Below are 20,892 nucleotides of genomic sequence, written 5' to 3'. Positions count from 1 at the left end.
TGACGCGCAGCCGCCCTGGCAGAGCGCTGCTCTGCCAGGGCGGAAAGACGCAGGACCGTGACCGTCAGCCCTTGCGGGCGGCGAGGCGGGCCGCGCGGGCGGCCAGGCGCTCGTCGAACTTCCGGGCCTCGGAGTCCAGGCCGTTCATGAACAGGCCGAGCTCCTCCTGGGCCTTCTGGCCGTCCGGCCCGAGGCCGTCGATGTCCATGATCTTCAGGAAGCGGATCACGGGGCTCAGCACGTCGTCGTGGTGGATCCGCAGGTTGTAGACCCCGCCGATCGCCATCTGCGCGGCCATCCGCTCGAAGCCGGGCATACCGTGTCCGGGCATCCGGAAGTTCACCACGACGTCCCGTACGGCCTGCATCGTCAGGTCCGGGGCGAGCTCGAAGGCCGCGCCCAGCAGGTTGCGGTAGAAGACCATGTGCAGGTTCTCGTCCTGCGCGATGCGCGCCAGCATCCGGTCGCACACGGGGTCACCGGACTGGTGGCCGGTGTTGCGGTGCGAGATGCGGGTGGCGAGCTCCTGGAAGGCGACGTACGCCACCGAGTGCAGCATGGAGTGGCGGTTGTCGGACTCGAAGCCCTCCGACATGTGCTGCATGCGGAACGCTTCCAGCTTGTCCGGGTCCACGGCGCGCGAGGCCAGCAGGTAGTCGCGCATCACGATGCCGTGGCGGCCCTCCTCGGCCGTCCAGCGGTGCACCCACGTGCCCCAGGCGCCGTTGCGGCCGAAGAGCGTGGCGATCTCGTGGTGGTAGCTGGGGAGGTTGTCCTCCGTCAGCAGGTTCACGACCAGCGCGATCTTGCCGATGTCGGTGACCTTGGACTGCTGGGGGTCCCAGGCCTCGCCGTCCTCGAAGAAGCCCGGGAAGTTCCGGCCGTCGCTCCACGGGACGTACTCGTGGGGCATCCAGTCCTTGGTGACCTTCAGATGGCGGTTGAGCTCCTTCTCGACCACCTCTTCCAGCGCGTACAGCAGCTTGGCGTCGGTCCACGCCTCCGAGCTGCCGAGGTGGGGAGAGGTGATCGTCACGGGTACTCCTGGGTGCAAAGCGAATTACTTACGGTTCCGTAGCCTACGGAGTCGTAGGTTAAGCGCGACATCAGGACCAGCCAAGCCCCAGGCAGGGCTATGACCGGTTACATCCAGTTATCTGTGCAGTTTGGAGGAGCCCTGAGAGGGAATTCCGGCGCCAAAGTCACGCCACCAGGTGGTCCCCCGCTCCCGCCTTGACGGCCGGGATCAGCGCCCGGAGGGCGTCGACCGAGTCGGTCACGTACGCCGGGGCGGCGGAGGGCCAGGCGCGCGCGCCTGCGGGTCGGGCTGCGGCCGCGGCGGGTCGGCGGTGTCGAAGACCGCCTGCGCGTCCCTTCTCCCGCTCCTGCACCATCGCCGCGAGCAGGTCCACCAGGCCGGTGCCGGGGCAGTCGTAGGGGAAGGCGAGGGTGCGGACGCGCTCGGCGCCGATGCCGATCCGGCCGGATTCGATGTTCGGGATGCGGGTGCGGTTCACCCCCAGGAGAGTGGCTCCCACCGCACCCGGCGGATCAGTCGTGCCACAGCGTCTCCCGGACCTCCTCGGCCGTGGTGGCCCGCAGCTCGCCGTCCAGCAGCAGCCACCGGGTGATGCCGATCGACTCCAGGAACGGCACGTCATGGCTGGCCACCACGAGCGCCCCCTCGTACGAATCCAGCGCGTCCGTCAACTGCCCCACGCTGGCCAGGTCCAGGTTGTTCGTCGGCTCGTCCAGCATCAGCAGCTGCGGAGCCGGCTCGGCGAGCAACAGCGCCGCCAGCGCCGCGCGGAAGCGCTCGCCGCCGGACAGCGTGCCCGCGGGCCGGTCCGCCCGGGCGCCCCGGAACAGGAAGTGCGCCAGCCGCGCCCGGGTCAGGTTGTTCGTGGCCTGCGGGGCGAACCGTGCCACGTTCTCCACGACCGACCGGGTCTCGTCGAGCACGTCCAGCCGCTGGGGCAGGTACCGCGTGGTCACATGGCTCACCGCCGCCCCGGACTCCGGCGCGAGCAGCCCCGCGACCGTGCGCAACAGGGTGGTCTTGCCCGAGCCGTTGCGGCCCACCACGGCGATCCGCTCCGGGCCGTGGATCTCCCATTCGCCCCGTACGGATGCCCCGTGGGCCAGCCGCAGATCGCTCAGGGTCAGGACGCGCCGGCCCGGCGGGACGAGGGTGGCGGGCAGTTCGATCCGGATCGTGTCGTCGTCGCGGACCGCCTCCACCGCGTGGTCCAGCCGTTCCTTGGCCTGGGCCAGCTTCTCGGTGTGCATGATGCGGTGCTTGCCGGCCGACTCCTGCGCGGCCCGCTTGCGGGCGCCCATCACGATCTTCGGCTCGCGCTTGGTGTCGTACATCTTCTGGCCGTACCGCTTGCGCCGGGCCAGCTTGACCTGGGCGTCGGCCAGTTCGCGCTTCTGCCGCTGCACGTCGGCCTCCGCGACGCGGACCATGCGTTCGGCCGCATCCTGCTCGGCGGCGAGCATGTCCTCGTACTCCGTGAAGTTCCCGCCGTACCAGCGGACTTCACCGTCGCGCAGATCGGCGATCTGGTCGACCCGCTCCAACAGCTCCCGGTCGTGGCTGACCAGGACCATCACCCCCGTCCAGGACTCCACTGCCGCGTACAGCCGGCCGCGGGCCCGGAGGTCCAGGTTGTTGGTGGGCTCGTCCAGCAGCAGGACGTCGGGACGCTCGAGCAGCAGGGCGGCCAGCCGCAGCAGTACGCACTCGCCGCCCGACAGTTCGCCGACGGTCCGGTCCAGGCCGATCCGGGCGAGTCCGAGCTGGTCGAGCGTGGCCAGGGCCCGCTCCTCCACGTCCCAGTCGTCGCCCACGGCCGCGAAGTTCGCCTCGGTGGCCTCGCCCGCCTCGATGGCGTGCAGGGCGGCCCGGGCGCTCCGGATGCCGAGCGCCTCGTCCACCCGCAGTGCGGTGTCGAGGGTGAGGTTCTGAGGGAGGTACCCGACGCTGCCGGCGACCGACAACTGGCCGCCGGAGGGCGTCAGTTCACCTGCGATGAGCTTCAGCAGAGTGGACTTTCCGCAGCCGTTGAGCCCGATCAGGCCGGTGCGGCCGGGGCCGACGGTGAGTTGGAACCCGTCGAACACGGGGGTGCCGTCGGGCCAGTCGAAGGACAGGGCGGAGCAGGTGAGATAGGCAGGGGTATGGCTCATGGAGGCCTCCAGGTTGCGTGGATGGTGCGTGCAACGCGGGGAGACGGCCGGCTGTCAGGTGGCGGTGGCCGGTGTCTCGAACCTCAGACGAGCAATGTCCTGCTCCGTTTCGACGGCAATGGGTCGATCACGAAGCTACGGGCGGCCGGAGCCGCCCGCAAACGAATTAACGGTCCGGTGCCTCAGCGGGTGTCGCGCATCAGCTCGGCCAGGCTGTGGTCCATGTCGAGGTACAGGTGCTCCAGGCCGGGCGGGACCACCGTGGAGGCCCGCTCCAGGAACCGGTGCAGCTCGGCGGTCAGCACCAGGACGATCGCCACGCCTTCCGGCGCGTGGAACTCGATGGTGGTGCGGTCGCCGTCGTACGGGCGCACTCGCACGTCGCCGCAGCCGGACGGGCGGTCCAGCCCCGACTCCAGCAGCTCGCGGGAGAAGGTCCAGGAGACCTCGATCCCCTCCAGCGTGGCGGGGGCGGGGAAGGCCATGCGCACGGCGAACGGATCCGCCCGGTCGTAGCAGAGGGTGACGGGAACGGTCTCGACCTTCGGCGCGGTGGCGACCAGACGGGCCTGTACGGCCTGCTCGATGACAGTGATCACGGCTCACTCCCTTGCGGCGGATCTGCTGCCGGGCTGTGGGGTGGAACCCGGCAACCCGATAGACGCCGGAATCGGCAAATCCGTGCAGGGAAGGTGACGTGAGCTGTGTCACCGATTGGCCGGAACCTGACTGTGTGATCGCACAGAGTAACCGTCGCGCAGGTGCGACGGCAGGAGGGGCAGTGCCAGCCGCCCGCTCCGGAGAGATCGCAGAAGGGCTGGTAACCGATCACTCCACAGGCGCAAAGCACGGCACAAGACGCCCCGGCCGGGTAACGCGCGGCGGGTGACGCGCCCTGGACGGGGAATCGGGCGTGCGTTAGCTTCCGGCGCCATGAGACTTCTGGGAATTGGCATGTGCGCGGCAGTTTTGGCGGCGGGCTTACTGGCCGCGCCCGCCCACGCGTCCGCGGCCGGAGAACCGGCGGAACTGCGCGGCGCGGGCTGGGCACTGAAGGACACCGGCAAGGAGGTCCGCTTCCGGGGGCTGGCGGCCGTCAGCCGGACCACGGCCTGGGTCGCCGGTTCCAAGGGCACCGTCCTGCGCACCCTGGACGGCGGCCGCAGCTGGCAGGACGTCTCGCCGCCGGCCGCGGTCGCGGAGGGCCTGGAACTGCGCGATGTCGAGGCCTTCGACGCGCGGCGCGCGGTGGCCCTGTCGATCGGCGAGGGCGAGGCCTCCCGGGTGCTGCGCACCGAGGACGGCGGCGCCACCTGGACCGAGACCTTCCGCAACCCCGACCCGCGGGCCTTCTACGACTGCCTCACCTTCTTCGACCCGCGGCACGGGCTGGCGATGAGCGACCCGGTGGACGGCAGGTTCCGCATCCTGTCCACGGACGACGGCGGACGGAGCTGGCGCGTGCTGCCCGACACCGGGATGCCGCAGGCGCTGCCCGGCGAGGCGGGCTTCGCCGCGAGCGGCCAGTGCCTGGTCAGCGCCGGCCCGCGCGATGTCTGGCTGGCCACCGGCGGCGGACCGGCCGCGCGGGTGCTGCACTCCGCGGACCGCGGCCTGACCTGGCGGGCCGCCGAATCCACCCTCCCGGCCGGCGACCCGGCGCGCGGCGTCTTCGCCCTCGCCTTCCGGGACCGTACGAGCGGCCTCGCGGTCGGCGGCGACTACCGCACCGGCCAGGCCTCTCCGCAGGCCGCGGCCGTCTCGACCGACGGCGGGCGCAGCTGGCACCAGGCGGCCGCCCCGCCGCCGGCCTACCGCTCCGGCGCGGCCTGGTACCCGTACAGCCGCGGCACGGCGCTGGCGGTGGGTCCGACGGGCACGGACGTGACGGTCGACGGCGGCCGCACCTGGCGAACGCTGGACTCCGGTTCCTTCGACACGGTCGACTGCGCCCCGGACACGGGCTGCTGGGCCTCGGGGGAGAAGGGCCGGGTGGCCCGGCTGGAACGCCGCTGACCAGGGCACCGCGGAGATCCGCGGGCCGCCTCGCCGGTCACCGTACCGCCGGGGCGGCCCCGCCGCGCGGACCGCTAGGAGATCGGGTTCTCGCGGACCGTCGAGAGGTCGGCCGAGGTCTTCGTGGCGAGGAACTCCGTGATGCGGTAGGCGCAGACGCCCGCCACCGCGAAGGGGTCCTCGGCCGCGATCTTCTCGATCTCCGCACGGGACACCCCGCCGGCCAGGATCACGCCCCCGTCGCGCGGCACCTTGCGGCCCGACGCGAGGAAGACGCCGGCGGCGTAGTAGCCGTCCAGCCACGCGATGTGGTCGTCCATGTGGTCTTCGACGGCTTCGATGGGCGCGGTGTAGGTGAGCTCCATGACGAACATGATCGCCAGGCTACTCTCGCTCCATCATGACGAGTACGAAGACCCCCGCCGACGAGGCCGAGGCCCGGGCGATACAGGACGAACTACGCCACCAGGTCGTGCTCACCGAGCCCGGTCCGCCGCCCGGCCGCGGACTGGTCGCGGGAGTGGACGTCGCCTACGACGACGAGCGGGACCTGGTCGCCGCGGCGGCCGTGGTGCTCGACGCCGCCACCCTCGAGGTCGTCGAGGAGGCCACCGCCGTCGGCCGCGTCAGCTTCCCCTACGTGCCCGGACTGCTCGCCTTCCGCGAACTGCCGACCGTACTGGCCGCCCTCGACTCGCTGACCGCCGTGCCCGGCCTCGTGGTCTGCGACGGCTACGGGCTCGCCCACCCCCGCGGCTTCGGCCTCGCCTGCCACCTGGGCGTGGTCACCGGGCTCCCGGCCATCGGGGTCGCGAAGAACCCGTTCACCTTCACGTACGAGGAACCGGGCGCCGGACGCGGCGACTTCGCCCCGCTGGTCGCCGCCGACGGGGCGGAGGTCGGGCGGGCGCTGCGGACCCAGGACGGGATCAAGCCGGTGTTCGTCTCCGTCGGGCACCGCGTCTCGCTGGACAACGCCTGCGCCCACGTCCTCGCCCTCAGCCCCCGGTTCCGGATCCCGGAGACCACCCGGCACGCCGACTCCCTGTGCCGCCGCGCCCTGAGCGAGGCCGCGGGAGCGGCCTGACGCACGGTCAGCGGGCGTCCGCGACCCGGAAGGTGATCCCGGCCTTCTGGAGGCGGGCGATCAGCGCGTCTCCCATGGCGACGGCCGTCGTCAGCTGTCCGGCGGCCTGCGGCAGGGCGTCGTGGGCCAGGCAGAGCGCGGACTCCGCCAGCATCTTCGCCGTCTCCCCGTACCCCGGGTCACCGCCCGACACCTCGGTGAGCACGCGCCGGCCGCCCCCCTCGCCCACGAACCGCACCGTGAACCAGCTGCGCGCCCGCCGCTCCGCGTCGGGTCCGCGGCCCGGTTCCCAGCGGTTCATCAGCCATCGCCGGGCCGCCGGGACCTGGGCCAGCACCGCCGTCGCGCCCACCGCCGCGACACCGCCCACCGCGACCGGCAGGTGCTCGACCGAGGCGTAGTGCCGGTAGCGGAAGTCGGGGCCGTACCGCTCCAGCGCGGCCGCCGACCGGGCCACGATCCGCGGGTCCAGGGTGGGCAGCGGCAGCGCCCAGGTGCCGGTCTCGCGGCTGAAGCGCGGCGGGCCGACCGGTCCCCGCGCCCGCCGCCCCAGCAGCCGGGGCTCGTGCAGCCGGCGGGTGTGCGCGGCGGCCAGGGTCTGCGGGCCGCGGCCCAGCGCGGTCAGCGCCGAGGCCAGGGTGCCGCCGGAGAACAGGGCGTTGGACCGCATGAACCCGTCGACCCGCAGCGGCACCCCTTCGGGCAGCCGTGCCACCGTGAAGTACGCCCCGAGGTCGGCCGGGATCGAGTCGAAGCCGCAGGCGTGCACGATCCGCGCCCCGGTCTCCCGGGCCCGCGCGTCGTGCTCGACGTACATCCGGTCCACGAACTCCGGCTCCCCGGTGAGGTCCACGTAGTCGGTGCCCGCCTCCGCGCAGGCGGCGACCAGCTCCGCGCCGTACCAGACGTACGGGCCCACGGTCGTGGCCAGTACCCGGGTGGACGCGGCCAGTTCGCGCACGGCCCCGGGGTCCGAGGCGTCCGCCCGCAGCAGCGGCAGACCGGCGCAGGCCGGGTCGACGGCCGCAAGCCGCTCGCGCAGCCGCTCCAGCTTGGCGAGGTCCCGGCCGGCGAGGGCCCAGCGGCAGCCGGCGGGCGCGTGCGCGGCGAGGTATTCGGCGGTCAGGGCGCCCACGAACCCGGTGGCGCCGAAGAGTACGAGGTCGTGGGCCCGCTCCTGCGGATGGTCCTGCCGAACCTGTGCGTTCATGACGGCTCCTCCCGGCTGGTGTCGGGGGCGAGGCTAGCGTGCGGGCGGAACGGGCAGCGCCCCGGGGACGGCCTGGAGCCGTTCCCGGGGCGCTGGATCCGCCGGCTGCCGGTGGATCAGTTCTTGTCGTAGTAGCCGAACGCGTCGACGATCAGGTCGATGTCGTCGTCCGACTGGTTCCAGAAGTCGACGATGCCCGTGTTGCCCGTGCTCGCCTGCACCAGGTTCGGGACGGTCTTGCCCGCGGTGAAGTTGAGGGTGGAGGAGCTGGGCGCGGCCGGCCAGGAGTCCGAGCCGTTGTCGTACTGCCAGCGGTGGTTCGGGTCCGGTGCGACCGCGACGAAGCCGGGTCCGGCCGTGTTGGTGGCGGTGGTGTTCAGCACGTAGGCGATGTCGTCGGGCCACTTCGAGGCGAAGTCCACCCAGATGTAGCTGCGGCCCCACATGGGTCCGTAGAGGGAGTCCTGCGGGTCGCGGGTGTCGAACACGCGGCTCGGCTTGAAGCGCAGGTACGCGCCCTCGCTCGCCTGGCTGTAGTAGCCGACGACGTCGACGATCACATCGGTCCCGGCCCAGGCGCCGTTGCGGATGTTGATCTTGCCGTCCGCGCCGACCGGGACGACCACCGAGTTGGCGATGGTCTGTCCGGCGGTGAAGTTCACGTTGGAGGCGCTCGGCGCGGCCTGGCCGCTCGGGTAGGCGGTCAGGTGACCGGCCTCGCGCGGGTTGGTGACGGTCACGTTCAGCGCCACGGCGGTGATGCCGGCGGGCACGCCGCGGCTGCCGCCGACCTGGAGGGCGAAGGACGACTGCCCGGCGAGCTGGCCCCGGGCGGTGCCGAGGCCCTCGCGGGTGTCGGCGAAGCGGACCGGGCCGATCGGGGTGTAACCGCTGGAGGCGGCCCGGGCGTAGTAGCCGGTGACATCGGCGATCAGGTCGATCGAGTTCCAGCCGCCGTTGTACAGCTCCACGTAACCGTCGGCGCCGACCGGCACGACCGACAGGTTCGGCACGGTCTGGCCGGGGGCGAAGTTGACGTTCGAGGTGATCGGGCGCTCCGTGCCCGAGGGGAACGCCGTGACGTGGCCGCCGCTGGTGGTGTTGGTGACCGTGAGGTTCAGGACCACGGCCGTCACGCCCGCCGGGATGGCGCCGTTGCCGGCGATCTGCACGCGGGCCGTGGTGTACGGGGCGATCTTGGCCTTGGCGGCGCCGATGCCGCTGCGGGTGTCCAGCAGACGGGTCGGGCCGTACGGGGTGAAGTCCGAGCCCGCGGTGAGGATCTCGACCGAGTTGGTGACGGAGGTGGCGTCGGCGCGGTCCGTCGCGGTGACCGTGATGTTGTAGGTGCCCAGCTCCGCGTAGTTGTGCGAAGTGGTCAGCGTCGCGCTGCCGTAGGCGGTCTCGTTGCTCGTGGTGCCGTCGCCCCAGTTGATGACGACGTCGACGTACCGGCCCGGATCGCTGGTGACGGTGGTGGTCAGCTTCAGCGAGTGGGCGGACTGGTTCAGGGCCGACAGGCCGACGGCCAGGCTCGGGTTGGCGGTCGCGGACTGCGCGGTGGCCTTGTCGCCGGCGGACGCGCGGACCGAGCGCTCGGCGGAGCTCTGGAAGGTCTTGAAGTTCTCCGCCGCGGCCTTGTCCAGGTCCACGTCGGGGACGGATATGCCCTTCTTGCCCGGCGCGACCGGATCCGCCTGGGCGATCCCCGGTAGGAGACCCACACTCGCGGCCACGACGGCAGCGGACATTACGAGTCGGCGATTGCGCACCGGCCCCCCCATTTTTCGTTTTTTGAACTTGCTCAGGTTTGAAGCGTGCTCAGAGTACATAGCCGCATGCCGTGCCGCGAGGACTTTGATCAGCGGGTGGGGGCTAGCGTGGGGGTCGACTCTTTGCGGGAGGCGTTGATGAAGGCTGCGGTGCGCAAGTGGGAGGCGGTGCGGGAGTTCGCCCGCGGGCTGCCCGAGGCCGTGGAGGAGTATCCGTGGGGACCCGAGGACTGCGTGGTGAAGGTCAACAAGAAGATCTTCGTCTTCCTCGGGAACGCCGACGGGCCGCAGCCGCCCGGCCTGTCCGTCAAGCTCAAGGACGAGGCGCTGCACGGGCACGCGATGGCCGCACCCGGCGCCGAGCCCACCGGCTACGGCCTGGGCCGGTCCGGCTGGGTCTCCGTCCCCCTGGGGGAGAAGGGGGCGCCCTCCGTGCAGGTCCTGTGCGAGTGGGTCGAGGAGAGCTACCGCACCGTGGCCCTCAAACGGCACGTCAAGGAACTGGACGCCCGGATCGAGGCAAATGGCTAAGCGCTTGCTCTTGTGCTGAGTGGAACGCGTTCCTAGCATCGCTGGTGTTACATCAGTTGTGTCACACCGTGTGCTGACGAATGCTGGGGGCTCGATGGCAGTGACAGGGACCGGCCCGCTCGCCGGGGTGCGCGTCGTCGAACTGGCGGGCATCGGCCCGGGCCCGTTCGCCGCCATGCTCCTCGCCGACCTGGGCGCGGACGTCGTGCGCGTGGACCGGCCGGGCGGCGGCGGGCTCGCGGTCAACCCGGTCTACGACGTGACCAACCGCAACAAGCGCTCCGTCCTGGTCGACCTCAAGTCCGCCGAGGGCCCCGCCCGCGTCCTGGACCTCGTCGAACGCGCCGACGTGCTCATCGAGGGCTTCCGCCCCGGGGTCGCCGAGCGGCTCGGCGTCGGACCGGCCGACTGCCACGCCCGCAACCCGAAACTGGTCTACGGCCGGATGACCGGATGGGGCCAGGACGGCCCGCTCGCCCACACCGCCGGGCACGACATCGCGTACATCGCCGTCACCGGCGCCCTGGGCATGATCGGCAATCCGGACGAGCCGCCGGCCGTCCCGGCCAACCTGGTCGGGGACTACGCGGGAGGCTCGCTCTACCTCGTCATCGGCGTCCTCGCCGCGCTCGGGCACGCCCGTACGCCCGGCGGCTCCGGCCAGGTCGTCGACGCGGCCATCGTCGACGGAACCGCCCACCTCACCGCGATGATCCACGGCATGGTGGCGGCGGGCGGCTGGCAGGACCGGCGCGGCGCCAACCTGCTCGACGGCGGCTGCCCCTTCTACGGGACCTACGAGACCTCCGACGGCGGGTACATGGCCGTCGGCGCCCTGGAGCATCAGTTCTACGACACCTTCGTGGAGCTGCTTGGCATCGGCGGGCAGGCTCCGCCCCGCAAGGACCTCGCCCGCTGGGGCGAGCTGCGCGAGGCCGTCGCCGCACGCTTCAAGTCCCGTACGCGCGACGAGTGGACGGCGGTCTTCGAGGGCACGGACGCCTGCGTCGCGCCGGTGCTCTCGCTGCGCGAGGCCCCGCACCACCCGCACCTCGCGGCCCGCGGGACCTTCACCGACTTCGGCGGGATCACCCAGCCCGCCCCGGCGCCGCGCTTCTCGGCGACCCCCACCGCGGTCACGAGCGGCCCCGCGCAGCCGGGCGCGGACACCGAATCCGTGGCCCGCGACTGGGACGTACCGGGCCTGACGGGGAAGGGCGCCTGATGGAACTGTCGATGATGCTCGACTACGCCGGCGATCCGCGCCGCGCCGCGGACGAGGCGGCGGCCCTGGAGCCGGCCGGGCTGGACGCCGTATGGGTCGCGGAGGCCTGGGGCTTCGACTCCCCGACGATCATGGGCTACCTGGCCGCCCGCACGGAGCGGATGAAGATCGGCTCGGCGATCCTCAACGTCTACTCCCGCACCCCCGGCCTGATCGCCCAGACGGCCGCCGGCCTGGACGCCGTCTCCGGCGGGCGGGCGCTGCTCGGACTCGGCGCCTCCGGCCCGCAGGTCGTCGAGGGCTGGCACGGGAAGCCGTACGACAGACCGCTCGGCCGGACCCGCGAGACCGTCGAGCTGTGCCGCCGCATCTGGCGCCGCGAGACGATCGACCACCACGGCATCACCGACATGCCGCTGCCGCCCGAGAAGGGCGGCCGGCACGGCAAGCCGCTGAAGATCCTCACCCGGCCGGTCCGCAGCGCCGTCCCCGTGTACGTCGCCTCGCTCGGCCCGGCCAACGTACGGCTGACGGCCGAGATCGCCGACGGCTGGCTGCCGACCCTCTTCATCCCGGAGAAGGCCCACGCGGTGTGGGGGACCCCGCTCGCGGAGGGCGCGGCCCTGAGGCCGCCGGACCTCGGACCGCTCCAGACCGTGGCGGGCGGCCTGCTCGCCATCGGTGAGGACGCGGCCGCGGTCCGGGACCTCGCGCGCCCGCAGATCGCCCTGTACGTCGGGGGCATGGGCGCGGTCGGCAAGAACTTCTACAACGACCTCGCCGTGGCCTACGGCTACGAGGAGGAGGCCCGGAAGATCCAGGAGCTCTACCTGGCGGGCCGCAAGCGCGACGCGGCGGCGGCCGTCCCGGACGAGTTCTGCGAGCTGATGACGCTGTGCGGGCCCGAGGGCTACGTACGCGAGCGGGTCGAGGCCTTCCGCGAGGCGGGTGTCACGATGCTCAACGTCACCCCCGTCGGCCCCGAGCCGGCCCGCCTGATCGAAACCGTCAAGAACTGGCTTTAGGGAGCCCACCGATGCGAGCCGTCCGATGAAGCGCCAGATCTTCGACGCCGACCACGAGGCGTTCCGCGAGACCGTCCGCACCTTCCTCACCAAGGAGGTGCTGCCGCACTACGAGCAGTGGGAGAAGGACGGCATCGTCAGCCGCGAGGCCTGGCGGGCCGCGGGCCGGCAGGGGCTGCTGGGCCTCGCCGTCCCGGAGGAGTACGGCGGCGGCGGGAACTCCGATTTCCGCTACGCCGCCGTGATCGCCGAGGAGTTCACCCGGGCGGGCGCCCCCGGCCTCGCCATCGGCCTGCACAACGACATCATCGGGCCCTACCTGACCTCGCTGGCCACCGAGGAGCAGAAGCGCCGCTGGCTGCCCGGCTTCTGCTCGGGGGAGACGATCACGGCCATCGCCATGACCGAGCCCGGCGCGGGCTCCGACCTCCAGGGGATCCGCACCAGCGCCGAGGACCGCGGCGACCACTGGGTGCTGAACGGCTCCAAGACCTTCATCTCCAACGGCATCCTCGCCGACCTGGTGATCGTGGTCGCCAAGACCACGCCCGAGGGCGGGGCGCACGGCCTGTCGCTGCTGGTCGTCGAGCGCGGCATGGAGGGCTTCGAGCGCGGCCGCAACCTCGACAAGATCGGCCAGAAGGCCCAGGACACCGCCGAGCTGTTCTTCCACGACGTCCGCGTCCCCAAGGAGAACCTGCTCGGAGAGCTGAACGGCGCCTTCGTCCACCTGATGACCAATCTCGCGCAGGAGCGGATGGGCATCGCCATGGCCGGCATCGCCGCCGCCGAGTACCTGCTGGAGATCACCACCGAGTACGTCAAGGAGCGGGAGGCCTTCGGCAGGCCGCTGTCCAAGCTCCAGCACATCCGTTTCGAGATCGCGGAGATGGCCACCGAATGCGCGGTCACCCGCACCTTCCTCGACCGGTGCATCACCGACCACTCGAACGGCGAACTGGACCACGTGCATGCCTCGATGGCCAAGTGGTGGGCCACCGAACTCCAGAAGCGGGTCGCCGACCGCTGTCTCCAACTGCACGGCGGATACGGATACATGACCGAATACCGGGTCGCGCGGGCCTTCACCGACGGCCGCATCCAGACCATCTACGGCGGCACGACCGAGATCATGAAAGAGATCATCGGCCGCTCCCTCCTCGGCTAAGACCCAGACCTCCCGAAAGGCTTGACCAGTGAGCACCGAAGCTTACGTATACGACGCGATCCGCACCCCGCGCGGCCGAGGCAAGGCCAACGGCGCCCTGCACGGCACCAAGCCGATCGACCTGGTCGTCGGCCTCATCCACGCCCTGCGCGAGCGCAACCCCGGCCTGGACCCCGCCACCATCGACGACATCGTGCTCGGCGTCGTCGGCCCGGTCGGCGACCAGGGCTCCGACATCGCCCGGATCGCGGCCATCGCCGCCGGGCTGCCGGACACCGTGGCGGGCGTACAGGAGAACCGCTTCTGCGCCTCCGGCCTGGAGGCCGTCAACCTGGCCGCCGCCAAGGTCCGCTCCGGCTGGGAGGACCTGGTCCTGGCGGGCGGCGTGGAGTCCATGTCCCGCGTCCCCATGGCCTCCGACGGCGGCGCCTGGTTCAACGACCCGATGACCAACTGGGACGTCAACTTCGTCCCGCAGGGCATCGGCGCCGACCTGATCGCCACCATCGGGGGATTCTCCCGGCGCGACGTGGACGAGTACGCCGCGCTCTCCCAGGAGCGGGCCGCCGCGGCCATCAAGGACGGGCGCTTCGCCAAGTCCGTGGTCCCCGTCACCGACCGCAACGGCCTGGTCGTCCTGGACCACGACGAGTTCGTCCGCCCGGGCACCACCGCGGACACCCTCGCCAAGCTCAAGCCCTCCTTCGCCGACATCGGCGAGCTCGGGGGCTTCGACGCCGTCGCCCTGCAGAAGTACCACTGGGTCGAGAAGATCGACCACGTCCACCACGCGGGCAACTCCTCCGGCATCGTCGACGGCGCCTCCCTCGTCGCCATCGGCTCCCGCGAGGCGGGCGAGCGGGGCGGTCTGACGCCCCGCGCCCGGATCGTCTCGGCGGCCGTCTCCGGCTCCGAGCCCACCATCATGCTCACCGGGCCCGCCCCCGCCAGCCGCAAGGCCCTCGCCAAGGCCGGGCTGACCATCGACGACATCGACCTGATCGAGATCAACGAGGCCTTCGCCGGCGTCGTGCTGCGCTTCGTCGCGGACATGGGCGTCTCCCTCGACAAGGTCAACGTCAACGGCGGGGCCATCGCGCTCGGCCACCCGCTCGGCGCCACCGGCGCGATGATCCTCGGCACGGTCGTCGACGAACTGGAGCGCCAGGACAAGCGCTACGGGCTCGTCACCCTCTGCGTCGGCGGCGGCATGGGCGTCGCCACCATCGTCGAACGCCTGTAGCCGTGCCGCAGCGAGGGCAGACCCCCTCGCAGCGCCCGGGCCGGACCCCCCGGCCGCCCCTGGCCCGGCCCCTCCCGCCCGGCCCTGCCGAACCAGACTTCCACGGAGAGACCCACCCCATGACCGAGACCCGAACCATCCGCTGGGAACAGGACGAGACCGGCATCGTCACCCTGGTCCTCGACGACCCCGACCAGTCCGCCAACACGATGAACCAGGCCTTCAAGGACTCCATCGCGGCCGTCGCCGACCGCGCCGAGGCCGAGAAGGACTCCATCCGCGGCATCATCTACACCTCCGCCAAGAAGACCTTCTTCGCGGGCGGCGACCTCAAGGACATGATCCGGCTGCGCCCCGAGCACGCGCAGCTGGCCTTCGACACCGGCACCGAGATCAAGCGCTCCCTGCGCCGCATCGAGACCCTCGGCAAGCCCGTCGTCGCCGCGATCAACGGCGCGGCCCTCGGCGGCGGTTACGAGATCTGCCTCGCCTCCCACCACCGCGTCGCCCTCGACGCCCCCGGCTCCAAGATCGGCCTGCCCGAGGTCACCCTCGGCCTCCTCCCGGCCGGCGGCGGCGTCACCCGCACCGTGCGCCTGATGGGCATCGCCGACGCGCTGCTCAAGGTGCTGCTCCAGGGCACCCAGTACAACCCGCAGCGCGCCCTGGAGAACGGCCTCGTCCACGAACTGGCCGCCACCCCAGAGGAGATGCTCGCCAAGGCCCGCGCCTTCATCGACGCGAACCCCGAGTCGAAGCAGCCCTGGGACGTACCCGGCTACAAGATCCCCGGCGGCACCCCGTCCAACCCCCGGTTCGCCGCCAACCTCCCGGCCTTCCCGGCCAACCTGAAGAAGCAGCTGAACGGCGCCCCGTACCCGGCCCCCCGCAACATCCTGGCCTGCGCCGTCGAGGGCACCCAGGTGGACTTCGAGACCGCGCTGACCATCGAGGCCCGCTACTTCACCGAGCTCGTCACCGGCCAGACCGCCAAGAACATGATCCAGGCCTTCTTCTTCGACCTCCAGGCCGTCAACGCGGGCCGCAGCCGCCCGCAGGGGATCGAGCCCCGCACGGTCCGCAAGGTCGCCGTGCTCGGCGCGGGCATGATGGGCGCGGGCATCGCCTACTCCTGCGCCCGCGCGGGCATCGAGGTCGTGCTCAAGGACGTCAGCGCCGAGGCCGCGGCCAAGGGCAAGGCGTACTCCGAGAAGCTCCTCGACAAGGCCCTCTCCCGCGGCCGTACCACCGAGGCCCAGCGCACCGAGCTGCTCGCCCGGATCACACCCACCGCCGACGCCGCGGACCTGGCGGGCTGCGACGCCGTCATCGAGGCCGTCTTCGAGGACACCGGCCTCAAGCACCGGGTGTTCCAGGAGATCCAGGACGTCGTCGAGCCGGACGCGCTGCTCTGCTCCAACACCTCCACGCTGCCCATCACGGGCCTCGCCGAGGGGGTTTCGCGGCCGGCCGACTTCATCGGGCTGCACTTCTTCTCGCCCGTCGACAAGATGCCGCTGGTCGAGATCATCAAGGGCGAGCGGACCGGCGACGAGGCCATCGCCCGCGCCTTCGACCTGGTCCGCCAGATCAACAAGACCCCGATCGTGGTCAACGACTCGCGCGGGTTCTTCACGTCCCGCGTCATCGGCCAGTTCATCAACGAGGGCGTGGCCATGGTCGGCGAGGGCATCGAGCCCGCCTCGATCGAGCAGGCCGCCGCCCAGGCCGGCTACCCGGCCAAGGTGCTCTCGCTGATGGACGAACTCACCCTCACCCTCCCGCGCAAGATCCGCAACGAGACCCGCAAGGCCTTCGAGGCCGAGGGCCGCGCGTGGGCCGAGCACCCGGCCGACGGGGTCATCGACCGGATGGTCGACGAGTTCGAGCGCCCCGGCCGCAGCGGGGGCGGCGGCTTCTACGAGTACGACGAGAGCGGCAAGCGTTCCCGCATCTGGCCCGGCCTGCGCGAGCACTTCACCAAGCCCGGGTACGAGATCCCCTTCGAGGACATGAAGGAGCGGATGCTCTTCTCCGAGGCCCTGGACACCGTCCGCTGCCTCGACGAGGGCGTGCTCACCTCCATCGCCGACGCCAACATCGGCTCCATCATGGGCATCGGCTTCCCGGCGTGGACCGGCGGCGTGCTCCAGTACATCAACGGCTACGAGGGCGGCCTGCCGGGCTTCGTCGCCCGCGCGCGCGAACTCGCCGCCACGTACGGCGCCCGCTTCAACCCGCCGGCCTCCCTCGTGGAGAAGGCCGAGCGCGGCGAGACGTACGCGGACTGAGGCGCTGTCCGGGAAACCGGAACACAGGGGCCGCCCCGGGGTTTTCCCGGGGCGGCCCCTGCCGTGGGCCGATCCGGGATGCGCCGCGGCCGGATGCGGCGCACGATGGACAGGGTCTGTGCGCCTCCCGAGGGGGTGCGGCGCGGGGAGCGCCTGTTCACGGCCCCGGGGGTCCGCCCGTTCACGTGCGCAGAAACGGGGAGAACCATGCCTCGTGGAGGCCTCGGGCGACTCGGTGCTCTTCTACAACGCCGGCAACGGCCACGGAATCACCGGCACGCTGAAGAACGGCAGGTACCAGGAGGGGCGCCAGTACGACAACTTCAGCAGGGGCTGGGCGTTCATCGCCGCCTCGTGCGACACGGCGGTCGCCACGACGGCCAGGCGGGGGTCGGTCGAATTCCCCGAGAGCAACGTCGGGTTCGGCACCCTCTCCGGCGGCGTCTACACCAACGTGGGCAACAGGGACAGGGACGTGTTCCTGGGCTCCCTCGTCGCGACCAAGGACTCGGTACTGGCGCTGGCGAGGACGGGGTCCGAGCTCCGCTACCGGCTGGCCACGGCGACCAACGGCACGGTCGGCGAGTTCCGCGAGTCCGGCACTTCGGGCGTGTGGGACATCGTGGGCCGGACCGCGGACAGCCTGTTCTTCTACAAGACCGACGGGACCGCATGGATCTCGAAGCTCAGCGGCGGCACCTACGCCAACGTCGGCGCGCTGAACGAGGTCTCCTCCGGCTGGACGATCATCGAGGGCGGTGTCTGAGCCGGCAGCCGTCGCCTCCCCGGGCGCGGGCGGCGTTCACTCGGACTCCGATGACTCCTCGGACTCCTCGGACTCCTCGGACTCCTCCGACTCCGACGTGAACGCCGCCCGCAGTTCCTCCTTCAGGGACCGCTGGAAGGCCGTCACCAGCGCCTGCACCACCATGGGCTGCATGTGCGCGGACAGCGCCTTCATCGACTCCACCCGCTCCGGATCGCTCTCGCCCCGCGTGAACGGCCCCCACACCTCGTCCCGGAACAGCGCCGTCAGCTCGTGCGCCGCCGACCTGGTGTGCTCGATCAGCACCTTGCGCGCCGCCAGGATCGTCTCGTGTGCGATCGGTACGTCGAGCAGCGCGACTCCCAGCCGCAGCAGCCCCACGTCCACCCGGAAGCCGTCGCCCGAAGCGGCGAGCACGTTCATCGCCGTCAGCCGCCGGACGTCGGTGTCCGACAGGCCCCGCCCCGCCCGCTTCTCCAGCTCCGCCCGCGAGACCTCCTGGGCCGCGTCCGGAGCCCAACTGGCCACCATGGCCCGGTGGATCGCCAGGTCGTGGGCGCTCAGGTCGTCGGGCAGCGCGTCCAGATAGCGCTCGATGGCGGACAGGGTCATGCCCTGGTGCTGCAACTCCTCGATCAGCGCCAGCCGCGACAGGTGCTCCGGGCCGTAGTGCCCCACACGACGCGGGCCGATCACGGGAGGGGGCAAAATCCCGCGCGTGCTGTAGAACCGTACGGTGCGGACGGTGACGCCCGCCCTGGCCGCCAGCTCGTCCACGGTGAGCATCGGCTCGGGTGCCTGGTCGGCCATCGTCTGCGCCTCGCTCTCTGCTCCACAGCTTGGGTTCAACAGTATTGCTGTCGCACCAACGATGTGAAACGGCCAGGAGCTGCCCATGACCACGAACCTGCGACTGCCCGGACGACCCGAGGAGCTCACCCTCCCCGCCCTGCTGGCCCGCAACGCCGCCGAATACGGCGAGCTGCCCGCGCTCTCGTGGCGCGCCCGTCCCGGAGCGGCCCCGTGGACGACCCTCACCTGGAGCGAGGTGCGCCGCCAGGTCGCGGTCCTCGCCTCCGGGTACGCCGCCCTCGGAGTCGAGCGCGGCGAGCACGTGCTGATGATGATGGGCAACCGCCCCGAGCACTGGCTCAGCGACCTCGCCCTCGTCCACCTCGGCGCCGTCCCCGTCACCGTGTACGGGACCTCCGCGCCCGAGCAGATCGCCCACATCGCCCGGCACAGCCGGGCCAGGGTCGCCGTCGTCGAGGGCGCCCGCGAACTCGTCCGGTGGGAGCCGCTGCTGGCCGACGCCGGCGTGCCCCTGGAACGGCTGGTCGTGGCGGAGGCCGCGGAGGCCGGTACGCACCGCAGCTACGGCTCCCTGTACGCGAGCGGGGCCAGGCTGCACCGGGCCGACGCCTTCGAGAAGGCCTGGCAGGAGTCCCGCCCCGAGGACCCGCTGACCGTCGTCTACACCTCCGGCACCACCGGCGACCCCAAGGGCGTCCGCCTCACCCACCGCAACCTCATGCTGCAGGCGGTGCGGCTCGACCGGCACGTGGAGCTGCCCGAGCACGCCGAGCACATCTGCTACCTGCCCTTCGCGCACATCGCGGAGCGGGTCCTGGGCATCTACCTGCCGCTGCTGCGCGCCGCGCACGTACGGCTGTGCGCCGACCCGACCGCCGTGGCCGGGGCGGTCCGCGAACTGCGGCCGGTGCAGTTCTTCGGCGTGCCCCGCGTGTGGGAGAAGCTCGCCGCCGGGGTCAAGGCGGTCCTCGGGACGCTCCCCGAGGAGCAGCGCGCGGCCATCGAGGCCGCGAACGACCTCGCCCGCACCCGCGCGGGCCACCGGGAGCGCGGGGAGGACGTACCGCCCGCGCTCGAAGCCTCGTACACCGCGGCGAAGGAGCGGGTGCTGGACCCGCTGCTGGGCCTGGCCGGCCTGGACCGCCTCGTCTGGACGGCGAGTGCCACCGCCCCGATGCCGATCGACGTGGTCCGCTTCTGGGCGGGCTGGGGGATCACCATCATGGACGCCTGGGGCCTCACCGAGACCTCCGGCGTGTGCACCGTCAACAGCCCGGACGGCTTCCGGCTGGGCTCGGTGGGCCGCCCGATCGAGGGGCTCGAGCTGCGGCTCGCCGCGGACGGGGAGATCCTGACGCGCGGCGCGACCGTCTTCGGCGGCTACCTGCGGCCCGACGGGTCGGTGGAGAGCGCGGCGGACGACGAGGGCTGGTTCCCGACGGGGGACATCGGCCGGCTCGACGAGGACGGGTTCCTCTGGCTGACCGACCGCAAGAAGGAGCTGATCATCACTTCCAACGGCAAGAACGTCTCGCCGGCGCTGGTGGAGAACACCGTCAAGGAGCACCCGCTGATCGGCCAGGCACTGGTCCACGGCGACGGCCGGTCCTACCTGGTCGCCCTGCTGGTCCTGGACCCGGAGCTGGCCCCGGCCTGGGCGGCCGCCCGGGGCATCGAGGCGCCTTCCCTGGAAGCGCTGGCCGAGGACCCCGCCGTCCGCGCGGAGATCGCCCGCGCCGTGGAGGGCGCCAACGCGCGGCTGAACCGGACCGAGCAGATCAAGCGGTACCGGGTGCTGACGGAGGAGTGGGGCCCGGCGTCGGGGGAGCTCACCCCCTCGCTGAAGCTCCGCAGGCGGGTGGTCCGCGAGAAGTACGGCCCGCTGATCGACGGCCTGTACGAGGAGGAGTACCTTTCCTAGAACTCGTCAGGGTGGAGTGGCGCGGCAATCCTGAAGCACGCGGACTGGAGCTCGGCAGGGGTCGCCACCGGCTCGGCGAAGAGTTCGAAGTTCCTGTGCCGGATGAATCGGTCCGGGAACTTCACCGACCGGAACGAGGCCTGGTTCGGGTCGATTTCCGCCGCTTCCATGATGAAAGTCGACTCCGCGATGACCTCCGCCTTGACCTGGGGGTCCGTGATCCCGGTGAAGAACTTGCTGTGTATGCGGAAGTTGTCGAACGTCGCGATGCGCAGACAGAACCCGGGCGGAGCAACTGCCCGTACCAGCATTCCCTTTCCGCCGAAGGTCGCGAGGCTGGGGCCGGTCCACTGGAACGTGGCGTTACGGCGGTCTTGGTCGTTCTTGATCTCGGCAATGTCGACAAGGCCGTCGTGATCGATGATGAAGAAATTGGGGAAGTTATTCGAGAACAGTGAAAGCTTGAGAACGGCCACGATGTCCGTCCTCCCCTCACGGATTCAGGGATGACTCAGGCGTGCTCTTCTCCAATTCGGTGAGCACACACCTTCATTGTCCGACCGGTGACGCGGGCCCGCCACTGCAGCGGTAGCAGGGTCTTCACCGCCGCCGGGGCCCTTCACAAGGACCCC

At 71.5% G+C, this 20,892-nt stretch carries 19 protein-coding genes; 10 read left to right on the top strand and 9 right to left on the bottom strand.

The genetic code is table 11. The features are described 5' to 3' along the window. Positions 1-64: 64 nt before the first annotated feature. The 4 genes from ACZ6I1_RS10725 to ssgD all read right to left on the bottom strand — a co-directional run bounded on the left by ACZ6I1_RS10725 (position 65) and on the right by ssgD (position 3,791). Positions 65-1,036, bottom strand: a complete 972-nt coding sequence (locus tag ACZ6I1_RS10725; RefSeq protein ID WP_469285456.1) for an acyl-ACP desaturase — start codon at positions 1,034-1,036, stop codon at positions 65-67. A gap of 166 nt (positions 1,037-1,202) precedes the next feature. Next, positions 1,203-1,517 carry a hypothetical protein gene (locus ACZ6I1_RS10720; RefSeq protein WP_469285454.1) on the bottom strand — a complete coding sequence of 105 codons (315 nt, stop codon included), beginning with the start codon at positions 1,515-1,517 and terminating at the stop codon, positions 1,203-1,205. Between the two features lie 34 nt (positions 1,518-1,551). After that, entirely contained in the window at positions 1,552-3,192 is a 1,641-nt protein-coding gene (locus ACZ6I1_RS10715) for an ABC-F family ATP-binding cassette domain-containing protein (RefSeq protein ID WP_469285453.1), read from the bottom strand. A 182-nt stretch (positions 3,193-3,374) separates the two neighbouring features. Further along, complete coding sequence (gene ssgD / locus ACZ6I1_RS10710; RefSeq protein ID WP_469285452.1) at positions 3,375-3,791, bottom strand: spore wall synthesis regulator SsgD; 417 nt, start codon at positions 3,789-3,791, stop codon at positions 3,375-3,377. A gap of 334 nt (positions 3,792-4,125) precedes the next feature. Between ssgD and ACZ6I1_RS10705 the strand changes: the two genes are divergently transcribed. Then, positions 4,126-5,208 (top strand): WD40/YVTN/BNR-like repeat-containing protein, encoded by a 1,083-nt coding sequence (locus tag ACZ6I1_RS10705; RefSeq protein ID WP_469285451.1) that lies wholly within the window; start codon positions 4,126-4,128, stop codon positions 5,206-5,208. A 74-nt stretch (positions 5,209-5,282) separates the two neighbouring features. On the opposite strand, the gene ACZ6I1_RS10700 is transcribed toward ACZ6I1_RS10705, so the two are convergent. After that, on the bottom strand, positions 5,283-5,582 hold the full coding sequence (locus ACZ6I1_RS10700; protein WP_469285449.1) for a YciI family protein: 300 nt from the start codon (positions 5,580-5,582) through the stop codon (positions 5,283-5,285). A gap of 26 nt (positions 5,583-5,608) precedes the next feature. Here ACZ6I1_RS10700 and ACZ6I1_RS10695 point away from each other — a divergent pair, with 26 nt between their 5' ends. Further along, positions 5,609-6,295: an endonuclease V gene (locus ACZ6I1_RS10695; protein WP_469285447.1), complete on the top strand. Its 687-nt coding sequence runs from the start codon at positions 5,609-5,611 to the stop codon at positions 6,293-6,295. 7 nt (positions 6,296-6,302) lie between these two features. On the opposite strand, the gene ACZ6I1_RS10690 is transcribed toward ACZ6I1_RS10695, so the two are convergent. Then, on the bottom strand, positions 6,303-7,505 hold the full coding sequence (locus tag ACZ6I1_RS10690; RefSeq protein ID WP_469285445.1) for a saccharopine dehydrogenase family protein: 1,203 nt from the start codon (positions 7,503-7,505) through the stop codon (positions 6,303-6,305). A gap of 116 nt (positions 7,506-7,621) precedes the next feature. Further along, positions 7,622-9,241 (bottom strand): PKD domain-containing protein, encoded by a 1,620-nt coding sequence (locus ACZ6I1_RS10685; RefSeq protein ID WP_469285443.1) that lies wholly within the window; start codon positions 9,239-9,241, stop codon positions 7,622-7,624. Positions 9,242-9,415: 174 nt separating this feature from the next. On the opposite strand from ACZ6I1_RS10685, the gene ACZ6I1_RS10680 reads away from it, so the two are divergent. The 7 genes from ACZ6I1_RS10680 (at position 9,416) to ACZ6I1_RS10650 (ending at position 17,526) form a co-directional block, all read left to right on the top strand. Further along, complete coding sequence (locus ACZ6I1_RS10680) at positions 9,416-9,808, top strand: MmcQ/YjbR family DNA-binding protein (RefSeq protein WP_469285441.1); 393 nt, start codon at positions 9,416-9,418, stop codon at positions 9,806-9,808. 94 nt (positions 9,809-9,902) lie between these two features. Then, on the top strand, positions 9,903-11,033 hold the full coding sequence (locus tag ACZ6I1_RS10675) for a CaiB/BaiF CoA transferase family protein (RefSeq protein WP_469285439.1): 1,131 nt from the start codon (positions 9,903-9,905) through the stop codon (positions 11,031-11,033). Beyond that, positions 11,033-12,058 carry an LLM class F420-dependent oxidoreductase gene (locus ACZ6I1_RS10670; protein WP_469285437.1) on the top strand — a complete coding sequence of 342 codons (1,026 nt, stop codon included), beginning with the start codon at positions 11,033-11,035 and terminating at the stop codon, positions 12,056-12,058. The genes ACZ6I1_RS10675 and ACZ6I1_RS10670 overlap by 1 nt, the downstream gene beginning before the upstream one ends. Before the next feature lie 25 nt (positions 12,059-12,083). After that, positions 12,084-13,226: an acyl-CoA dehydrogenase family protein gene (locus ACZ6I1_RS10665; RefSeq protein ID WP_469285435.1), complete on the top strand. Its 1,143-nt coding sequence runs from the start codon at positions 12,084-12,086 to the stop codon at positions 13,224-13,226. A gap of 28 nt (positions 13,227-13,254) precedes the next feature. Beyond that, the gene (locus tag ACZ6I1_RS10660; protein ID WP_469285433.1) at positions 13,255-14,469 is read left to right on the top strand and encodes an acetyl-CoA C-acetyltransferase; all 1,215 of its coding nucleotides are present in this window, start codon (positions 13,255-13,257) and stop codon (positions 14,467-14,469) included. 119 nt (positions 14,470-14,588) lie between these two features. Continuing rightward, positions 14,589-16,760 (top strand): 3-hydroxyacyl-CoA dehydrogenase NAD-binding domain-containing protein, encoded by a 2,172-nt coding sequence (locus ACZ6I1_RS10655; protein WP_469285431.1) that lies wholly within the window; start codon positions 14,589-14,591, stop codon positions 16,758-16,760. A gap of 214 nt (positions 16,761-16,974) precedes the next feature. Beyond that, a complete protein-coding gene (locus ACZ6I1_RS10650; RefSeq protein WP_469285429.1) occupies positions 16,975-17,526 on the top strand; it encodes a hypothetical protein in 552 nt (183 codons plus the stop codon). A gap of 36 nt (positions 17,527-17,562) precedes the next feature. On the opposite strand, the gene ACZ6I1_RS10645 is transcribed toward ACZ6I1_RS10650, so the two are convergent. Then, positions 17,563-18,336 (bottom strand): MerR family transcriptional regulator, encoded by a 774-nt coding sequence (locus ACZ6I1_RS10645; RefSeq protein WP_469285427.1) that lies wholly within the window; start codon positions 18,334-18,336, stop codon positions 17,563-17,565. 85 nt (positions 18,337-18,421) lie between these two features. Between ACZ6I1_RS10645 and ACZ6I1_RS10640 the strand changes: the two genes are divergently transcribed. Further along, positions 18,422-20,260 (top strand): AMP-dependent synthetase/ligase, encoded by a 1,839-nt coding sequence (locus tag ACZ6I1_RS10640; protein ID WP_469285425.1) that lies wholly within the window; start codon positions 18,422-18,424, stop codon positions 20,258-20,260. Here the strand turns inward: ACZ6I1_RS10640 and ACZ6I1_RS10635 are convergent. Continuing rightward, positions 20,257-20,736, bottom strand: a complete 480-nt coding sequence (locus ACZ6I1_RS10635) for an AbfB domain-containing protein (protein WP_469285424.1) — start codon at positions 20,734-20,736, stop codon at positions 20,257-20,259. The two genes, ACZ6I1_RS10640 and ACZ6I1_RS10635, sit on opposite strands and share 4 nt — an antisense overlap. Positions 20,737-20,892: the final 156 nt, after the last annotated feature.

Source organism: Streptomyces sp. NPDC046303, assembly GCF_055588085.1.
This window is presented reverse-complemented; position numbering and strand designations above follow the sequence as displayed.